General features: G+C 40.0%; 13 protein-coding genes. 9 read left to right on the top strand and 4 right to left on the bottom strand.

Going from position 1 to position 14,276, the window contains the following annotated elements:
- Nucleotides 1-27: 27 nt before the first annotated feature.
- Nucleotides 28-1,017, bottom strand: coding sequence for a galactose/glucose ABC transporter substrate-binding protein MglB (gene mglB / locus V6W77_RS09635; protein WP_025236884.1), 990 nt, complete (start codon nt 1,015-1,017; stop codon nt 28-30).
- 259 nt (nt 1,018-1,276) lie between these two features.
- Complete coding sequence (locus V6W77_RS09630; protein WP_334254512.1) at nt 1,277-2,269, bottom strand: substrate-binding domain-containing protein; 993 nt, start codon at nt 2,267-2,269, stop codon at nt 1,277-1,279.
- 357 nt (nt 2,270-2,626) lie between these two features.
- Here V6W77_RS09630 and V6W77_RS09625 point away from each other — a divergent pair, with 357 nt between their 5' ends.
- The 6 genes from V6W77_RS09625 (at nt 2,627) to menH (ending at nt 8,867) form a co-directional block, all read left to right on the top strand.
- Complete coding sequence (locus V6W77_RS09625; protein ID WP_025236886.1) at nt 2,627-2,914, top strand: YfcZ/YiiS family protein; 288 nt, start codon at nt 2,627-2,629, stop codon at nt 2,912-2,914.
- Nucleotides 2,915-3,096: 182 nt separating this feature from the next.
- Nucleotides 3,097-4,092 carry a TRAP transporter substrate-binding protein gene (locus V6W77_RS09620; protein WP_334254511.1) on the top strand — a complete coding sequence of 332 codons (996 nt, stop codon included), beginning with the start codon at nt 3,097-3,099 and terminating at the stop codon, nt 4,090-4,092.
- Nucleotides 4,093-4,248: 156 nt separating this feature from the next.
- Entirely contained in the window at nt 4,249-4,872 is a 624-nt protein-coding gene (locus tag V6W77_RS09615; protein ID WP_334236179.1) for a TRAP transporter small permease, read from the top strand.
- Complete coding sequence (gene dctM, locus V6W77_RS09610) at nt 4,872-6,155, top strand: C4-dicarboxylate TRAP transporter large permease protein DctM (protein ID WP_025236889.1); 1,284 nt, start codon at nt 4,872-4,874, stop codon at nt 6,153-6,155. Before V6W77_RS09615 ends, dctM begins: the two co-directional genes overlap by 1 nt.
- A 179-nt stretch (nt 6,156-6,334) precedes the next feature.
- Nucleotides 6,335-8,041 carry a 2-succinyl-5-enolpyruvyl-6-hydroxy-3-cyclohexene-1-carboxylic-acid synthase gene (menD, locus tag V6W77_RS09605; RefSeq protein WP_334254510.1) on the top strand — a complete coding sequence of 569 codons (1,707 nt, stop codon included), beginning with the start codon at nt 6,335-6,337 and terminating at the stop codon, nt 8,039-8,041.
- Nucleotides 8,042-8,093: 52 nt separating this feature from the next.
- Nucleotides 8,094-8,867: a 2-succinyl-6-hydroxy-2,4-cyclohexadiene-1-carboxylate synthase gene (menH, locus tag V6W77_RS09600; protein ID WP_334254509.1), complete on the top strand. Its 774-nt coding sequence runs from the start codon at nt 8,094-8,096 to the stop codon at nt 8,865-8,867.
- On the opposite strand, the gene V6W77_RS09595 is transcribed toward menH, so the two are convergent.
- Both V6W77_RS09595 and V6W77_RS09590 read right to left on the bottom strand, forming a co-directional pair.
- Complete coding sequence (locus V6W77_RS09595) at nt 8,864-10,396, bottom strand: YifB family Mg chelatase-like AAA ATPase (protein WP_334234464.1); 1,533 nt, start codon at nt 10,394-10,396, stop codon at nt 8,864-8,866. The two genes, menH and V6W77_RS09595, sit on opposite strands and share 4 nt — an antisense overlap.
- 133 nt (nt 10,397-10,529) lie before the next feature.
- A complete protein-coding gene (locus V6W77_RS09590) occupies nt 10,530-10,865 on the bottom strand; it encodes a hypothetical protein (RefSeq protein WP_025216487.1) in 336 nt (111 codons plus the stop codon).
- A 107-nt stretch (nt 10,866-10,972) separates the two neighbouring features.
- On the opposite strand from V6W77_RS09590, the gene V6W77_RS09585 reads away from it, so the two are divergent.
- The 3 genes from V6W77_RS09585 to V6W77_RS11045 form a co-directional block, all read left to right on the top strand.
- Nucleotides 10,973-12,154, top strand: coding sequence for an FAD-dependent oxidoreductase (locus tag V6W77_RS09585; protein WP_334254508.1), 1,182 nt, complete (start codon nt 10,973-10,975; stop codon nt 12,152-12,154).
- Between the two features lie 166 nt (nt 12,155-12,320).
- The gene (locus tag V6W77_RS09580; protein ID WP_334254507.1) at nt 12,321-13,889 is read left to right on the top strand and encodes an OmpA family protein; all 1,569 of its coding nucleotides are present in this window, start codon (nt 12,321-12,323) and stop codon (nt 13,887-13,889) included.
- A 125-nt stretch (nt 13,890-14,014) separates the two neighbouring features.
- Nucleotides 14,015-14,276, top strand: a 262-nt coding sequence (locus tag V6W77_RS11045; RefSeq protein WP_428981788.1) for a transposase-like zinc-binding domain-containing protein, incomplete at its 3' end; no start/stop codon positions are given.

Below are 14,276 nucleotides of genomic sequence, written 5' to 3'. Positions count from 1 at the left end.
ATCATCACTCGTGCCATAAAGTGCTAATTATTTTAAAAATTCGGATAAGTTGTCTTTATCAACACCAACATAAGGAATACGCACTACGCGGTTTTCCAATTTCCATTGTGTACCTGCAACTGCATCTTTACCGTCTGCTAAGTTTGCAGAAAGTTGAACAACTGCTTTACCTTGATTTACGCCGTCATTTAATACTGTACCTGCAATTTCACCTTTGCTGATTAACTGAAGTACTTCAGGTAACGCATCAACACCGAAGATTGGTAATTTTTTACCGTGTGCTTTAGTTGCTTCTAACGCACCCAATGCCATACCGTCATTGTTAGAAATGATCACTTCGATATCTTTCGCTTTACCGCTTGATAACCACGCATCTACTTTATCTTTTGCTTGAGCTGCATCCCATAATGCTGCATCCATAAAGATTTGCTCACTTTCAATGCCTTTTTCTTTTAAGCCCTCAACAACATATTTGGTACGAGCTTCCGCATCCGGATGCCCCGGTTCGCCTTTTAATAACGCAAATTGGATTTTACCGTCTTTGTTTAAGTCTAATGCTGGGTTTGCTTTCCACTGTTTAGCAATCAAATCACCTTGGATTAAGCCAGATTCTTTCGGATCTGTACCCACATAGTATGCTTTCGGATAGCTATCAATTGCCGCTGCACCCGGGTCTTTGTTAAAGAACACAACAGGTACATCTTCGCCTTTCGCTTTTTGGATAATAGTTTTATACGCTGATGGGTCAACTAAGTTGATTGCTAATGCTTTAACGCCTTTAGAAAGCAATACATCAACTTGGTCGTTTTGAATAGATTGGGTGTTTTGCGAGTCGTTCATTAATAACTGAACTTTTTGAGCTTGACCTTCTTTTTCAATCTCTTTACGCATTAATGCCATAAAGTTATCGTCATATTTATAAATAGTTACACCAATACGATTTTCAGCTTGTGCTGTACTGATAGTCGCACCTAATGCTACTGCCATTGCCACTGCACTTAATACTGCTTTCTTCATAGAAATCACCTCTTTTGATATGTTTATCCTGACATATTCATTGCTTACCATAAGCAACTTGGTGCGAAGAATAACCCATTTTTGTAAAACAATCCGTGATCATTCTCACAGAATTAAGACAAAGTGGAGGATTTTTTAATTCTATGGCAGCGTTTTGAATATTTACTCTATCAAGAGATAGTAAATTTTTGCGAAAAAATGACCGCTTGCAATGTTGTTTGTAGATTACAAGCGGTCGCTTTTATTAAAATTTTTGCAATTATTTTAAAAACTGCTCCAAATTTTCTTTATTTACGCCAATATGTGGAATATAAATGGTTTTAGATGGACTATTTTCCCACTCTGTGCCCTGTGTAGCCGGCTTACCTTGTGCTAAATTCGCAGCAAGTTGTATCACGACTTTTCCTTGTTCGATACTATCGTTTAGCACCGTACCGGTCATCTGCCCTGATTTAATTAAAGCTAGAGCTTCCGGCAAGGCATCAATACCGAAGAGAGGCAGTTTTTTCTCGTGAGCATTTAACGCATCTAATGCCCCTATTGCCATTTCATCATTATTTGAAATGACTACTTCAATCTCATTGGCACGTTTTGCGACTAACCATTCGTTCATTTTATTGCGAGCAATGGCGGAACGCCACATTGCTGTGTCGCTATAAACTTCTTCTGTTGCAATACCTTGACGATTAAGCTCATCAATAACGGCTTGAGAACGCAAAGTACTCACTTCGCTCAATTCGCCTTTTAGCAATACAAACTGCAATTTTCCATCTCTATTTAAATCAAAGTGAGGGTTGGCTCTCCACGCTTTTGCAATGAGTTGTCCTTGTATTTCGCCTGCTTCTTGCGGGTTACTACTGACAAAATAAGCCTTTTCATAACTTTCCATTGCCTGTTTACTCGGATCTCGATTAAAAAATACAATCTGTACATTATTCGCTTTCGCTTTTTCCACAATGGTTTTTGATTCATTAGGGTGAACAATATTTACCGCCAATACATTCACTTTATGATTAAGTAAAACTTCGACTTGATTTAATTGCTTCACTTGTGAATTTTGAGCATCGTTCATAAACCATTTCAGATGACGGAAATTTTCTATCTCCTTATTCATCGCTTTACGCATCAACATCATAAAGTTGTCATCATATTTATAAATCGTAACGCCAACTCTAGGTTCAGATTGAGCATAGCTCATATTCACCCCAAACATTACAGCACATACAAAAGCATTTAATAGACTACGTTTCATAAAATGTCCCTCTTGCTATGTTAATACGTTAGTTAAAGCATAACGAATTTAACTAAGAGAAACCGTGATCAGCTTCACAGATTAAAAAAGATTTTTATTGGTTTGATTTAATAAATTTTAGGCATAAATTGATATCAACATCAGAGTAAACACGATAGCAAAAAACTCAAGTAAAACCGCGTATAACACACGCCCCAAGCGGTCATTTTTCCTCCAAAATTTGCAAAACCTTTAGGGCTGAACAAGCCTAAGTGAGTAAAATTCTATCTAAATCAAATTCTAGACGATTGAAGATTGCACCTGCTCTTATTTAGTTTTAAAGTAGCGATATTATTTATCAATTATGAGGATTAGCCAATGAAAAACGATAAACCCATTGAATGTGAAGGCTGCAACACCTTTGACGTCGGCTCAATTTTAGATAACAGCGAAACGGTTGCAAACATTAAACGCACTTATGAAACAGAAGCTGAAGCTCAAGCTGCACTGGAAAGATTTACTCAAAAAGCTCACGATGTTGAATCCGAACCTTGTGAAATTGAGAGTGAAATCTACCCGGTACAAGGTGGTTTTGAACTTAATGCCAATTTTAAGTTTAGTTGCCAAGCTGAAGTGGTTATCTTCCAATTAGGTACAAGAAATTAATAGCAAGGCTGGTTTAAACCAGCCTTACCTCTCTTAAAAGCACTTCACTCCACTTCAAAAGTAAAAATAATGTAAAAAAATTGAGATATATGTCATATTTTTTAAAAATTGTTGTTTACTTTTCTAAAAAATCAGGCAAATTATGAACAATTTTTGCAAACACTAACTATTTGGAGTGAATTATGTTAAAACCATTCAAAAAACTTGCTGCAGCATTAGCAGTAACCGCTGTATTTTCTGTATCAGCTTTTGCTAACGATCCAATCGTCATCAAATTCTCACACGTTGTAGCAAATGAAACCCCGAAAGGTCAGGGTGCGTTAATGTTCCAAAAATTAGTGGATGAGCGTTTGAACGGCAAAGTGAAAGTGGAAGTCTATCCAAACTCATCACTTTATGCAGATGGTAAAGAGATGGAAGCATTATTGTTAAATAACGTACAAATGCTTGCTCCATCACTGGCTAAATTTGATAAATACACACCAAAAATTCAAATTTTCGATTTACCGTTCTTGTTTGACGATATCAAAGCGGTTGAACGTTTTGAGCAATCTGAAGCAGGTCAATCATTGTTAAAATCAATGGAAGACAAAGGTATTACAGGTTTATCTTACTGGAACAACGATTTAAAACAACTTTCTGCGAACAAAGAGCTACGTGAGCCGAAAGATGCTCGTGGTTTAAAATTCCGTGTACAGGCTTCAGAAGTGTTAGATGCACAGTTCAAAGCATTAAAAGCTGTACCGCGTAAAATGGCATTCGGAGAGATGTATCAAGGCTTACAAACAGGCGTTGTAAACGGTGCGGAAAACCCGTATTCAAACATCTACTCACAAAAAATTCACGAAGTACAAAAATTCATTACTGAATCTAATCACGGCTTATTATCTTATATGGTTATCGTGAACACAGAATTCTGGAACAAAATTCCTGAAGATGTACGTGTAGAACTTACCAAAATCTTAGATGAAGTGTCAGTTGAAGTGAATAAACAATCTCACGAACTCAACCAAAGCGATAAGAAGAAAATCGTGGATTCAGGTGCTTCACAAATCGTTACTTTAACGGATGAGCAACGTGAAAAATGGCGTGAAGCAATGCGTCCTGTATGGAAGCAGTTTGAAGATGCAATCGGTGCAGACTTAATCAAAGCGGCTGAAGCATCTAACAAACAGTAATTCCAATAATTATTCAATTATCAGGGCGGACATAACAGTGTCCGCCCAAAACGATCTACATTTTGCAAAAAATTAAATAAATCTGACCGCTTGTTGGCACTTAATTTGCCCTTTCGGTTTTCTATTTTGGGATTATCCTATTTTTCGGAGTAAAAAATGTCTTCTTTAAAATGGTTCTGGGAGCGTTTTGAGGAATGTTTCATCGCCATTTTGTTAATGGTAATGACGCTTGTTACCTTCGCTTATGTGATGTTTAACAACCTTTATAACGTTTTTTTTGATTTAGCCGAAGCTGTACCATTTACCGCTGGCTTCGCTGAACCACTCGGCGAGTGGATTATGGAAGCCGCTCAAGAAATGACTTGGAGTGTAGCTTTAACTAAAGCTTGTTTTGGTTGGTTGATTTTCTTTGGAGCATCTTATGGGGTGCGTACGGCAGGACATATCGGTGTTGATGTGTTAGTGAAAAAACTTTCCCGCCACGGGCAGAAAATCGTCGGTATTATTGCAATCTGTGCTTGTTTAGCCTATGCGATTTTAATTGGTTCAGCCAGTTATGAGTGGATTTCAGCGATGTATGTGGCTGATATTGGAGCGGAAGATTTACATCAATTCCACCTAAAACAATGGCACGTGGGTTTAATTATGCCTGTTGGTTTTGCCTTAATCGGTATCCGTTTTATTGAAATTTTAGTGCGTATTTTACAAGGCAAACAAGTGGGGCTTGGCTTAGCAGATGAAAGTGAAGACGCAATGAAACTCGCACAAGGAGAAGAATAATGACAATTTTAGTGCTATTTAGCTTGTTATTTATCTTAATGTTTCTTGGTGTACCGATTGCGATTTCACTCGGTTTAGCGGGTGCAGTTACTATTATGTTCTTTAGCCAAGACTCCGTAAGTTCACTAGCAATCAAACTATTTGAAACCTCAGAACATTATACCTTACTTGCTATTCCGTTCTTCTTGCTTGCCGGTGCGTTTATGACAACCGGTGGTGTAGCAAAACGCTTAATTGACTTTGCGAATGCAACCGTAGGTCATATTCGTGGTGGTTTAGCGATTGCAGCTGTAATGTCTTGTATGCTGTTTGCCGCTCTTTCAGGCTCAAGCCCAGCAACGGTGGCAGCAGTGGGGTCAATTGCGATTGCAGGAATGGTGCGTTCAGGCTATCCGGTAGGCTTTGGTACAGGGATTATTTGTAACGCAGGTACGCTTGGTATCTTAATTCCGCCATCAGTCGTAATGGTCGTATATGCAGCTTCAACTGAAACTTCTGTTGGTAAATTATTTATGGCAGGGGTTGTACCGGGATTAATGCTTGGCTTGGTATTGATGATTGCTATTTACGTTGTTGCTCGTATTAAAAACCTGCCGGCACAGCCTCGTGCGACAGTAAAAGAGTGGTTTACCGCAGCCCGTAAAGCAATTTGGGGCTTGTTGTTGATGGTGATTATTTTAGGCGGTATTTACAGCGGTATCTTTACCCCAACTGAAGCGGCAGCGGTCGCAGCAGTTTATTCGTGGTTTGTGGCGGTATTTATCTATAAAGATGTAAAACTGCGTGATTGCCCGAAAGTATTGTTGGAATCTGCAAAATTAAGCGTAATGTTGATGTTTATCATCGCAAATGCGATGTTATTTGCTCACGTTCTTACCACCGAACAAATTCCGCAACTGATTACTGAAACCGTCGTAGAATGGAATTTACAACCGTGGACATTCTTATTGGTGGTAAATATCGTGCTATTAATTGCCGGTGCATTTATGGAGCCATCTGCGATTATCTTAATTCTTGCACCAATTTTATTCCCAATTGCGGTGCAACTCGGTATCGATCCAATCCATTTAGGGATTATTATGGTAGTAAATATGGAAATTGGCTTGATTACACCACCAATCGGCTTGAACTTGTTCGTTGCCTCTGCGGTATCGAAAATGCCTCTTGCAGATGTAGTCAGAGCCGCAATGCCGTGGTTATTACTATTACTGACATTCCTAATCTTAATTACCTACATTCCGGCAATTTCATTAGCGTTGCCGAATTGGATTGGAATTAATTAATACAAGCGGTCGTTTTTTGTAAATTTTTTACAAATTCTTTTACCGCCCAATGTTATTAATCGGCATTGGGCGGTAATTTTATTAAAAATTCACTATTTCGCTAAAAACTTACCAAAATAATTTAACTTTTTGCTACAATTTGGGCTATTTATCGAATTTATTAATAAGTAGAGAAGAATATGAGTGTAAGTTCTTTTAACCGCACTTGGGCAAAAGTGATTTTAAGTGCGTTAATGCGTTATGGCGTAAAGCATTTTTGTATCGCACCAGGCTCTCGTTCGACCCCTTTAACCCTTGAGGCGGTACAACTTCAACAAACCCAATATGCAGAGTGCCACACCCACTTTGATGAGCGAGGCTTAGGCTTTTATGCGTTAGGGATTGCCAAAGCAACCAATAGCCCTGTTGCGGTAATTGTTACCTCAGGCACAGCGGTTGCTAATCTTTATCCGTCAGTGATTGAGGCAAGCCTTACTCATCAAAAACTGATTATTCTTTCTGCTGATCGCCCAACTGAATTAATTGGTTGCGGAGTAAACCAAGCCATTACTCAGCAAGGCATTTTTGCTAATTATCCTGTTGCGAGCGTAAACTTACCAAAAGCAAATGAGGCTTATAACGCAAGCTGGTTAGTTTCAACCATTGAGCAGGCTTGCACCACACAAGCTCAACAAGGTGGTGTATTGCACATTAATGCCCCTTTTGAAGAGCCACTTTATGAGTCTGATATTAACGAAATTCTCAATACACCGTGGTTACGCCCAATTCAAGGTTGGTTGAATAATTCACAAACCAAATGGATTGACCAACAAGCAATTCAAAGTGAAGTATCTATGCACGAAAATTGGGATTACTGGCGAACCAAACGTGGCGTGATTGTTGTCGGTAAACTACCACCGGAACAAGGCACAGGCTTAAAAAACTGGGCAGAAACAATGGGCTGGTGCTTATTAAGCGATGTGCAATCTTGCATTGAAGCAAGCCTACCGTTTGCGGACATTTGGCTTTCAAATGAAACGGTGAAACAACGCTTATTACAAGCGGATATCGTTATCCAATTCGGTACGCAAATTGTGAGTAAGCGTGTGAACGAATTTTTAAAAGCATTCCAAGGCGAATTTTGGTTGGTTGATGAGTCGCAAGATTACATTAATCCGAATGCACATCATCAAACCCGTTTTGTGGCGAAAGCTCATCACTTCTTGCGTGTTCATCCGCCACTTCGCCAAAAGCCGTGGCTGCTTGAGCCGTTAGCTCTTTCACAATTCTGTGCAACTTTTATTGAACAGCAAGTGGGTGGAAGTTTAAGTGAGGCATCACTTGCACACAATATTCAAGATGTTTTAGCAATTAATGGCAATTTATTCATCGGCAATAGCTTATTTGTGCGTTTAGTTGATGCGTTATGCAAATTGCCGGAAGGCTACCCTGTTTACACTAATCGTGGGGCAAGTGGCATTGATGGCTTAATTGCAACGATGGCAGGTATTGCGAAAGGCAGCGACCGACCAACCGTTGGCGTTGTAGGTGATGTTTCTGCTCTACACGACTTAAACTCCATCGCCCTATTAACCAAAATTACCCAGCCAACTATTTTATTCGTGGTAAATAACAGTGGCGGTGCGTTGTTTGATATGTTACCTGTTGATAGCAAAGCGAAAGATCAATACTACCGCCTCGCTCACAACTTTGAATTTGCTCAAGTCGCAACAATGTTCGGGCTTGAGTATATCCGCCCGTTTACTTGGGCAGATTTGAAAACCAAACTCAAACACGCCTATGCTCGTAAAGGTGTTACCATTGTGGAAATCAAAGTAAACGAACACGACGGCAGCAATATGTATAAATCATTGCTGAAACAAATTTCACAGGCGGAAATTGCCTAGTTACAACGATAGCACCAGCCTATGCTGGTGCTTTTATTTATAGATTTAATCAATGCTCTCATATCAATGGCACGCTAAACAAGGTACTCCTGTTGTTTTCTTACACGGGCTGCTCGGCTCACAACAAGATTGGCAAAGCGTTCTTCAACATTTGCAAAATTTTCCCCAAATTCGACCGCTTACTATCGACCTTCCATTTCACGGGCACAGCAAACACATCGTTTGTGCCGATTTTGCCGAACTACGAATACAGCTCCACACCGCTTTAGAAAAGGTAATTGGCTCACAGCCTTTTTATTTAGTGGGCTACTCGCTAGGTGGAAGAGTGGCACTTGATTATGTGCTGAATATCCATAATCCAAATCTGCTTGGTACGATATTAGAGGGAGCGAATATCGGGCTTGCATCAACAACTGAACGCCAAGTACGTCTGCAAAATGATTGCCAATGGGCGAACCGTTTTCGCCACGAACCAATTGAAAAGGTGCTGGAAGATTGGTATCAACAACCTGTATTTGCCAATTTAAGTGATATGGAAAGAGAACGTTATATTGATAGTAGAAAGCATAATCAAGGAGAGCAAATTGCTCAAATGCTTGAAGCCACCAGCCTTGCCAAACAGCCTAATTATGTGGAACAATTAAAACAAACAAATAAAAACATTCTCTTTTTCATCGGGGAAAAGGATAACAAATTCCGCCAGATGGCAGAGCAACACCAACTGCCTGTGCAGATTATTTCAAACGCAGGGCATAATGCACATAGGGGAAATTCGGAGGATTTTGTGGAGAAGTTGCTTGCGTTCATCTCCACTCAACAAATCTAACTTTCCCCCTGCAATCGTTGCAACAACCTATCCATTGCCCGATAACCTAAGGCTTCGGCTAAATGAATTTGCTTAATCTCCTTCTCTCCGGCTAAATCTGCAATAGTGCGAGAAACCTTTAAAATGCGGTGGTAAGCCCGAACTGACAAACCTAATTTGGTTAAGGCATTCTCAAGAAATAACGCATCTTGTGCGGATAGGTTACAATCTCGCTCAATTTCTCGTGTGGTAAGCTGAGCATTAATTTTGCCTGCTCGCTCAAATTGCATTTTTCTGGCTAAAAACACCCGCTTGCGAACTTGTTCGGTGGTTTCGCCTCGATTTTCAGAACCACTTTGTAATGCCCCTTGAGGTAAAAGTGGCACTTCAATGGAGAGATCGAATCGGTCTAAAAACGGACCTGACAAACGGTTTAAATATCGCATTACTTGTTGGGGAGAAGTCCGATTATGCGTACCTTGATAATGCCCTGTTGGGCTTGGGTTCATTGCTGCAATTAATTGGAAACGAGCAGGAAATTGCACTTTAGCATTGGCTCTGGAAATAATAATTTCACCTGCCTCTAATGGCTGCCGGAGTGCATCTAACACTTTCCGCTCAAATTCAGGCAATTCATCTAGGAAAAGCACACCGTTATGGGCTAAAGAAATTTCGCCCGGTTTTGGGATTGAGCCACCGCCAACTAACGCCACCATTGACGCACTATGATGGGGCGAACGAAACGGGCGTTGCTTCCAATTCTGAAAATTCAACTCATTCTGTACAAGGCTGGTTACGGAGGCGGTTTCGATTGCCTCTTCGTCCGACATTTCAGGCAGCAGATCCGCCAAACGGCTGGCAAGCATTGTTTTCCCTGTACCGGGCGGACCAAGAAAAAGCAAATTATGTTGCCCTGCTGCGGCAATGGTTAAGGCTCGCTTGGCGTGTTGTTGCCCGATAATATCCGTGAGATCTCGGCTTACAAGCGGTCGATTTTCTGCCGAGTTTTGCAAAACTTGTTGGCAAATAGGTAGTTTGTCCCGCTTATTTAGCATATTCACCACATCAAGCAACGACTTCGCAAAATAAGTTGTGGCATTTGAAACCAAAGCCGCTTCATTCGCATTTTGCTGAGCCAATATCATTTGGCGTTTTGATTTTTCGGCTGAAATTACGGCAGGAATTGCTCCGTGCACACCTCGCAAATGCCCTGTGAGTGCCAACTCGCCTAAAAATTCAAACTGCTTTAATAAATCCGAATCAATCTGCCCCGACGCGGCTAAAATACCGATAGCAATCGGCAAGTCAAACCGTCCGCCTTCTTTGGGTAAATCCGCAGGGGCAAGATTAATCGTAATCCGTTGGGGTGGATAGATAAAATTAGCGTTAATTAACGCACTTCGTACACGATCACCCGCTTCCTTCACGGTGGCTTCGGGCAAGCCAACAATGGTTAATCTTGGCTGACCGTTGCTGATATGAACCTCAATCGTTACTAATGGAGCTTCCACGCCAATGGAGGCTCGGCTGTAAACTATGGCTAATGTCATTATGTTGAGAAATAAGAAATCAATGACGAGAGAATAGAAGGAAAGAGAAAAAGAGGGTAGAACAAATATTCAAATTTTCGAGCGAGATCGCAAAAATAGTTTATGGGAGGTCAAAACCTCCCATAAAATAACCTTATTTCACAATCTCAACCGGTCCGTGATCGTCGCAATGATCACCATGCTGATGATGTAAACGACCATCTACAATATAGTCAATATGATCGCCGTGTGGCACAGCTTCGTGTCCGCATCCTTCGCCGTGAACGTGGTCGCCACAGCAATGAACAGCGTTGCATTCCGCCGGGTTGGTCTCATTTACTTCCAACACGTGTTCATCGTAGTGATCGCCGTGTTTATGGTGCAAATGCCCATCGTGTAAATAGTCGATATGGTCGTTATGTTTAATGGCGGTATGACCACAGCCTTCGCCGTGTTCGTGGTCGTGGTGTGCATGAGTTTTGCAAGACATAAAATGCTCCTTTGAATAAATGAATAAATCGGTTTTATCCTAATCTGAAATGCAATACAATTCAAGGCGTTTCAGGCGTATATTAGCTCATTTAAGAGGAAAGAAAAATGAACACTGAATTGGATATCATTGTTGTTGGCGGCGGTATGATTGGGGCAGCAACGGCGTTGGGATTGGCAAAACAGGGGGTGAAATTAGCCTTGCTAGAAAAAAATCCGCTTCCGACTTTTGAGGCTAACTCTGCCTACGATTTACGCATTTCCGCTATCAGTATGGGCTCAATTCAGTTGTTGGAAAAATTAGGCGTGTGGGAGCAAATTATCTCAATGAGAACTTGCCCTTATACCCAACTTGAAACCTGGGAAATAGAGGGCTTTAACACCGTATTTTCAGCCTCTGACTTAGGGCTGGAAAAGTTAGGCGATATGGTAGAAAACAACCTACTCCAGATTGCATTATGGGAGCAGTTAAAGCAATTTCCAAACTGCATACAAGCGGTTGGATTTGAGCAAATTTTTGCAAGAAGAGGAGAAAATCGCTGGGAAATTCAAGTTGATAACCAAACCTTTTCTGCCCCTATTATCATTGCCGCAGACGGAGCAAACTCTCAAGCCCGCCAATGGGCTGGTATTGGCTTAACCAGCTGGCAATATCGACAACATTGTTTGCTGGCAACAATCAAGACGGAGAAAATCGCTCCATCAGCCACTTGGCAACAATTTTATGCAACAGGTCCTCGTGCTTTTTTACCCCTTTCAGGCAACAACGGCTGCATTGTTTGGTACGATTCACCACAACGCATTGCGGAGCTAAAAAACCTTCCCACAGAAAAACTAACAGTTGCCATTGAGCAACATTTCCCTACTCGTTTAACAGAAGAATTAGGCAAGATTAATGTGCAGGCGTCAGGTGCATTTCCGCTGACTCGCCAGCACGCTCAACATTATGTACAAAATGGCGTGGTGTTAGTAGGTGATGCAGCTCACACCATTAACCCGCTCGCAGGGCAAGGCGTAAATTTAGGTTTTAAAGATGTAAAAGCACTACTTGAAGTGGTGGAACAAGCGGTCAAAAAAGGTGAAAATTTTGCGAGTGAGGAAGTATTAAAACGTTACGAGCAAAAACGAAAACCGGATAATTTATTAATGCAAACAGGTATGGACATCTTTTATAAAGCCTTCAAAACCGAACTGTTGCCATTAAAAATCGCTCGTAATTTAGGATTAGTGATCGCCGAAAAAGCAACACCAATAAAAAAACAAGCATTGAAATATGCAATAGGACTTTAGTTCCAAACATTTACTTTATTTACAATTGCTTATTCCAATGTAAATGTTGTAAATATGTAAGGATTTATCATTTAAAACAAAAAAATAAAGGTATAATTATAGTCAGTAAGTTATATCATTAACTTCATAGTTAAATTTTCACTCTGAATAAGGAAACAAATACAAAATGAATTTCGATTTAAATCAATTATTACAACAAGGTCCAGTACGCGAGTTTCTACTTAATCAAGTAGGCAAGCAACTTGGCGTAACAAATGAAACTGGTGGCAACCTTTTAAATAAAGGTTTAGCACTGATCTTAGGTGGAATGAGCCAAAAAGCAAGCAGTACTGAAGGGGCAAACAGCTTATTTAACCTTATCAGAAATACAAATTTACAAGCCAACCCGTTAGATATTTTAATGGGTAAAACTGATGTTGCTAATAATGCTACCGGTAGCTTAAGTAACTTATTTGAACTAGGCAAAAACATTTTACCAAACCTATTTGGTGATCGTACTGATGTTATTGCAAGCCACTTAGCAACTAGCACAAATACTAGTCCAGCAGCATCTAAAGGCATTTTAGGTTTATTATTACCAATCGTTTTCTCTTTCTTTAAAAATAAACTTTCAAGCGGTTTTGGTTTAAGTAATTTCACTAATTTATTAGCTGAGCAAACAAGAGCGGTTTCAACTGAATTAGACGGTGGTGCATTAACAGCATTAGGTTTTGCAAATAGCTCATTTAGCGATGTATTAAGCAATGTTGCTAAAGTAGGCACCGTTTCAGCGGCAACTGCGGCTGCAGCACATACTGCAACAACAAGATCAGCTTCTACTACAACGACAGTGAAAACTGAGCCAGCTAAATCATCAAGCTTAAGCAAATGGTTAATTGGTGCAGGTATCGTTTTAGCTACTTTATTCGGTATTAAAAGCTGCTCAGATAAAGGTTCTACAACAACTGCGAACGCTCCAGCAGTTCAAACAACTCCAGCAACACCAGCAGCTGAAATGGTAAAAGTTTCTGATGGCTTAGGCAATCTTGCTTGGGAAAAAACAGATAAAGATTTAACTGTATCTGGTACAGTTCAAAATGATGGTATTAAAGCGAATATCTTAGATGCATTCAAAGGTTTAGCAGCAGGCTTACCATTAGTAGATAAATTAATGGTTGATGCGAAAGCAGATAAATTCAGCTTCAACAACTTCTCTGGTTTAGCAGATTTATTCAAAGACTTCCCGGGCGTAAACGGTTCTTTTGCAGATAAAGTATTCAACTTAATCGGTGAAGTAACTAGTGAAGATGCCAAAACCAGCTTAGTAGAAAAAGCAAAAGCACTATTAGGTAACTTATTCACTGTAAATGCAGATAAAGTAAACGTAAATGAGCCTGAAGCTGAAGTACTAGCAGATATGTCTTTATCGACATTAGACTTAGACATTATGTTTGCAACGGCATCATCTGAAATTAACCCTCGCTATTTCCGTCGCTTAAACGCATTAGCACAATACTTTGTTGAAAACAAACGTACAGGTGAAATTTCAGGTTATACGGATAATGTAGGCGATGCAGCAGCAAACCAACAATTATCAGAACAACGTGCAAAATCAGTACGTGATTACTTAATCAAACAAGGCGTTCCTGCTGAATCATTAACTGCGGTAGGCTACGGTCAAGATAATCCAGTTGCAGATAATAGCACTGAAGAAGGTCGTAAGAAAAACCGTCGTATTGAGTTTAACGTACGTTAATCAATAATTAAAAATAAAGCGAGATAAACAAATGTTTGTCTCGCTTTTTTATTACTAATAAGTACTGGCATAGTAGACAAAATAGTTGCTAAAAAGTGGCTTAAAGCCTTATTTTTGAAAAATGAATAAAAAACTGCCCATTTTGCCAAAGTACGAATATCAAGAAGCACGGTAAGCAAAATAATATTCAACGCCATTATTGCAATCAATGTAATAAAACCTTTACCTTTCAAAAGAAATTAAACGCTATTCAAATTTGGTCTGATTACACGACAGGAAAACAGACTTATCCGCAACTTGCTGAAAAATATCATTGTTCGGAGGAGGTTATTAAAAGATTTACTCAATACCCCGACACAAATGTGCCAGTTTCATATGATTGCGATA

It is taken from the genome of Mannheimia indoligenes (genome assembly GCF_036880405.1).
Classification (GTDB): Bacteria; Pseudomonadota; Gammaproteobacteria; order Enterobacterales; family Pasteurellaceae; genus Mannheimia; species Mannheimia indoligenes.
This window is presented reverse-complemented; position numbering and strand designations above follow the sequence as displayed.

What these genes read in the sequence shown, in the direction of transcription:
- V6W77_RS09595 (WP_334234464.1), bottom strand. Translation starts at nt 10,396, where the DNA reads ATGACATTAGCCATAGTTTACAGCCGAGCCTCCATTGGCGTGGAAGCT.
- menH (WP_334254509.1), top strand. Translation starts at nt 8,094, where the DNA reads ATGCTCTCATATCAATGGCACGCTAAACAAGGTACTCCTGTTGTTTTC.
- V6W77_RS09580 (WP_334254507.1), top strand. Translation starts at nt 12,321, where the DNA reads ATGAATTTCGATTTAAATCAATTATTACAACAAGGTCCAGTACGCGAG.
- V6W77_RS09625 (WP_025236886.1), top strand. Translation starts at nt 2,627, where the DNA reads ATGAAAAACGATAAACCCATTGAATGTGAAGGCTGCAACACCTTTGAC.
- V6W77_RS09630 (WP_334254512.1), bottom strand. Translation starts at nt 2,269, where the DNA reads ATGAAACGTAGTCTATTAAATGCTTTTGTATGTGCTGTAATGTTTGGG.
- V6W77_RS09620 (WP_334254511.1), top strand. Translation starts at nt 3,097, where the DNA reads ATGTTAAAACCATTCAAAAAACTTGCTGCAGCATTAGCAGTAACCGCT.
- V6W77_RS09615 (WP_334236179.1), top strand. Translation starts at nt 4,249, where the DNA reads ATGTCTTCTTTAAAATGGTTCTGGGAGCGTTTTGAGGAATGTTTCATC.
- menD (WP_334254510.1), top strand. Translation starts at nt 6,335, where the DNA reads ATGAGTGTAAGTTCTTTTAACCGCACTTGGGCAAAAGTGATTTTAAGT.
- V6W77_RS09590 (WP_025216487.1), bottom strand. Translation starts at nt 10,865, where the DNA reads ATGTCTTGCAAAACTCATGCACACCACGACCACGAACACGGCGAAGGC.
- mglB (WP_025236884.1), bottom strand. Translation starts at nt 1,017, where the DNA reads ATGAAGAAAGCAGTATTAAGTGCAGTGGCAATGGCAGTAGCATTAGGT.
- V6W77_RS09585 (WP_334254508.1), top strand. Translation starts at nt 10,973, where the DNA reads ATGAACACTGAATTGGATATCATTGTTGTTGGCGGCGGTATGATTGGG.
- dctM (WP_025236889.1), top strand. Translation starts at nt 4,872, where the DNA reads ATGACAATTTTAGTGCTATTTAGCTTGTTATTTATCTTAATGTTTCTT.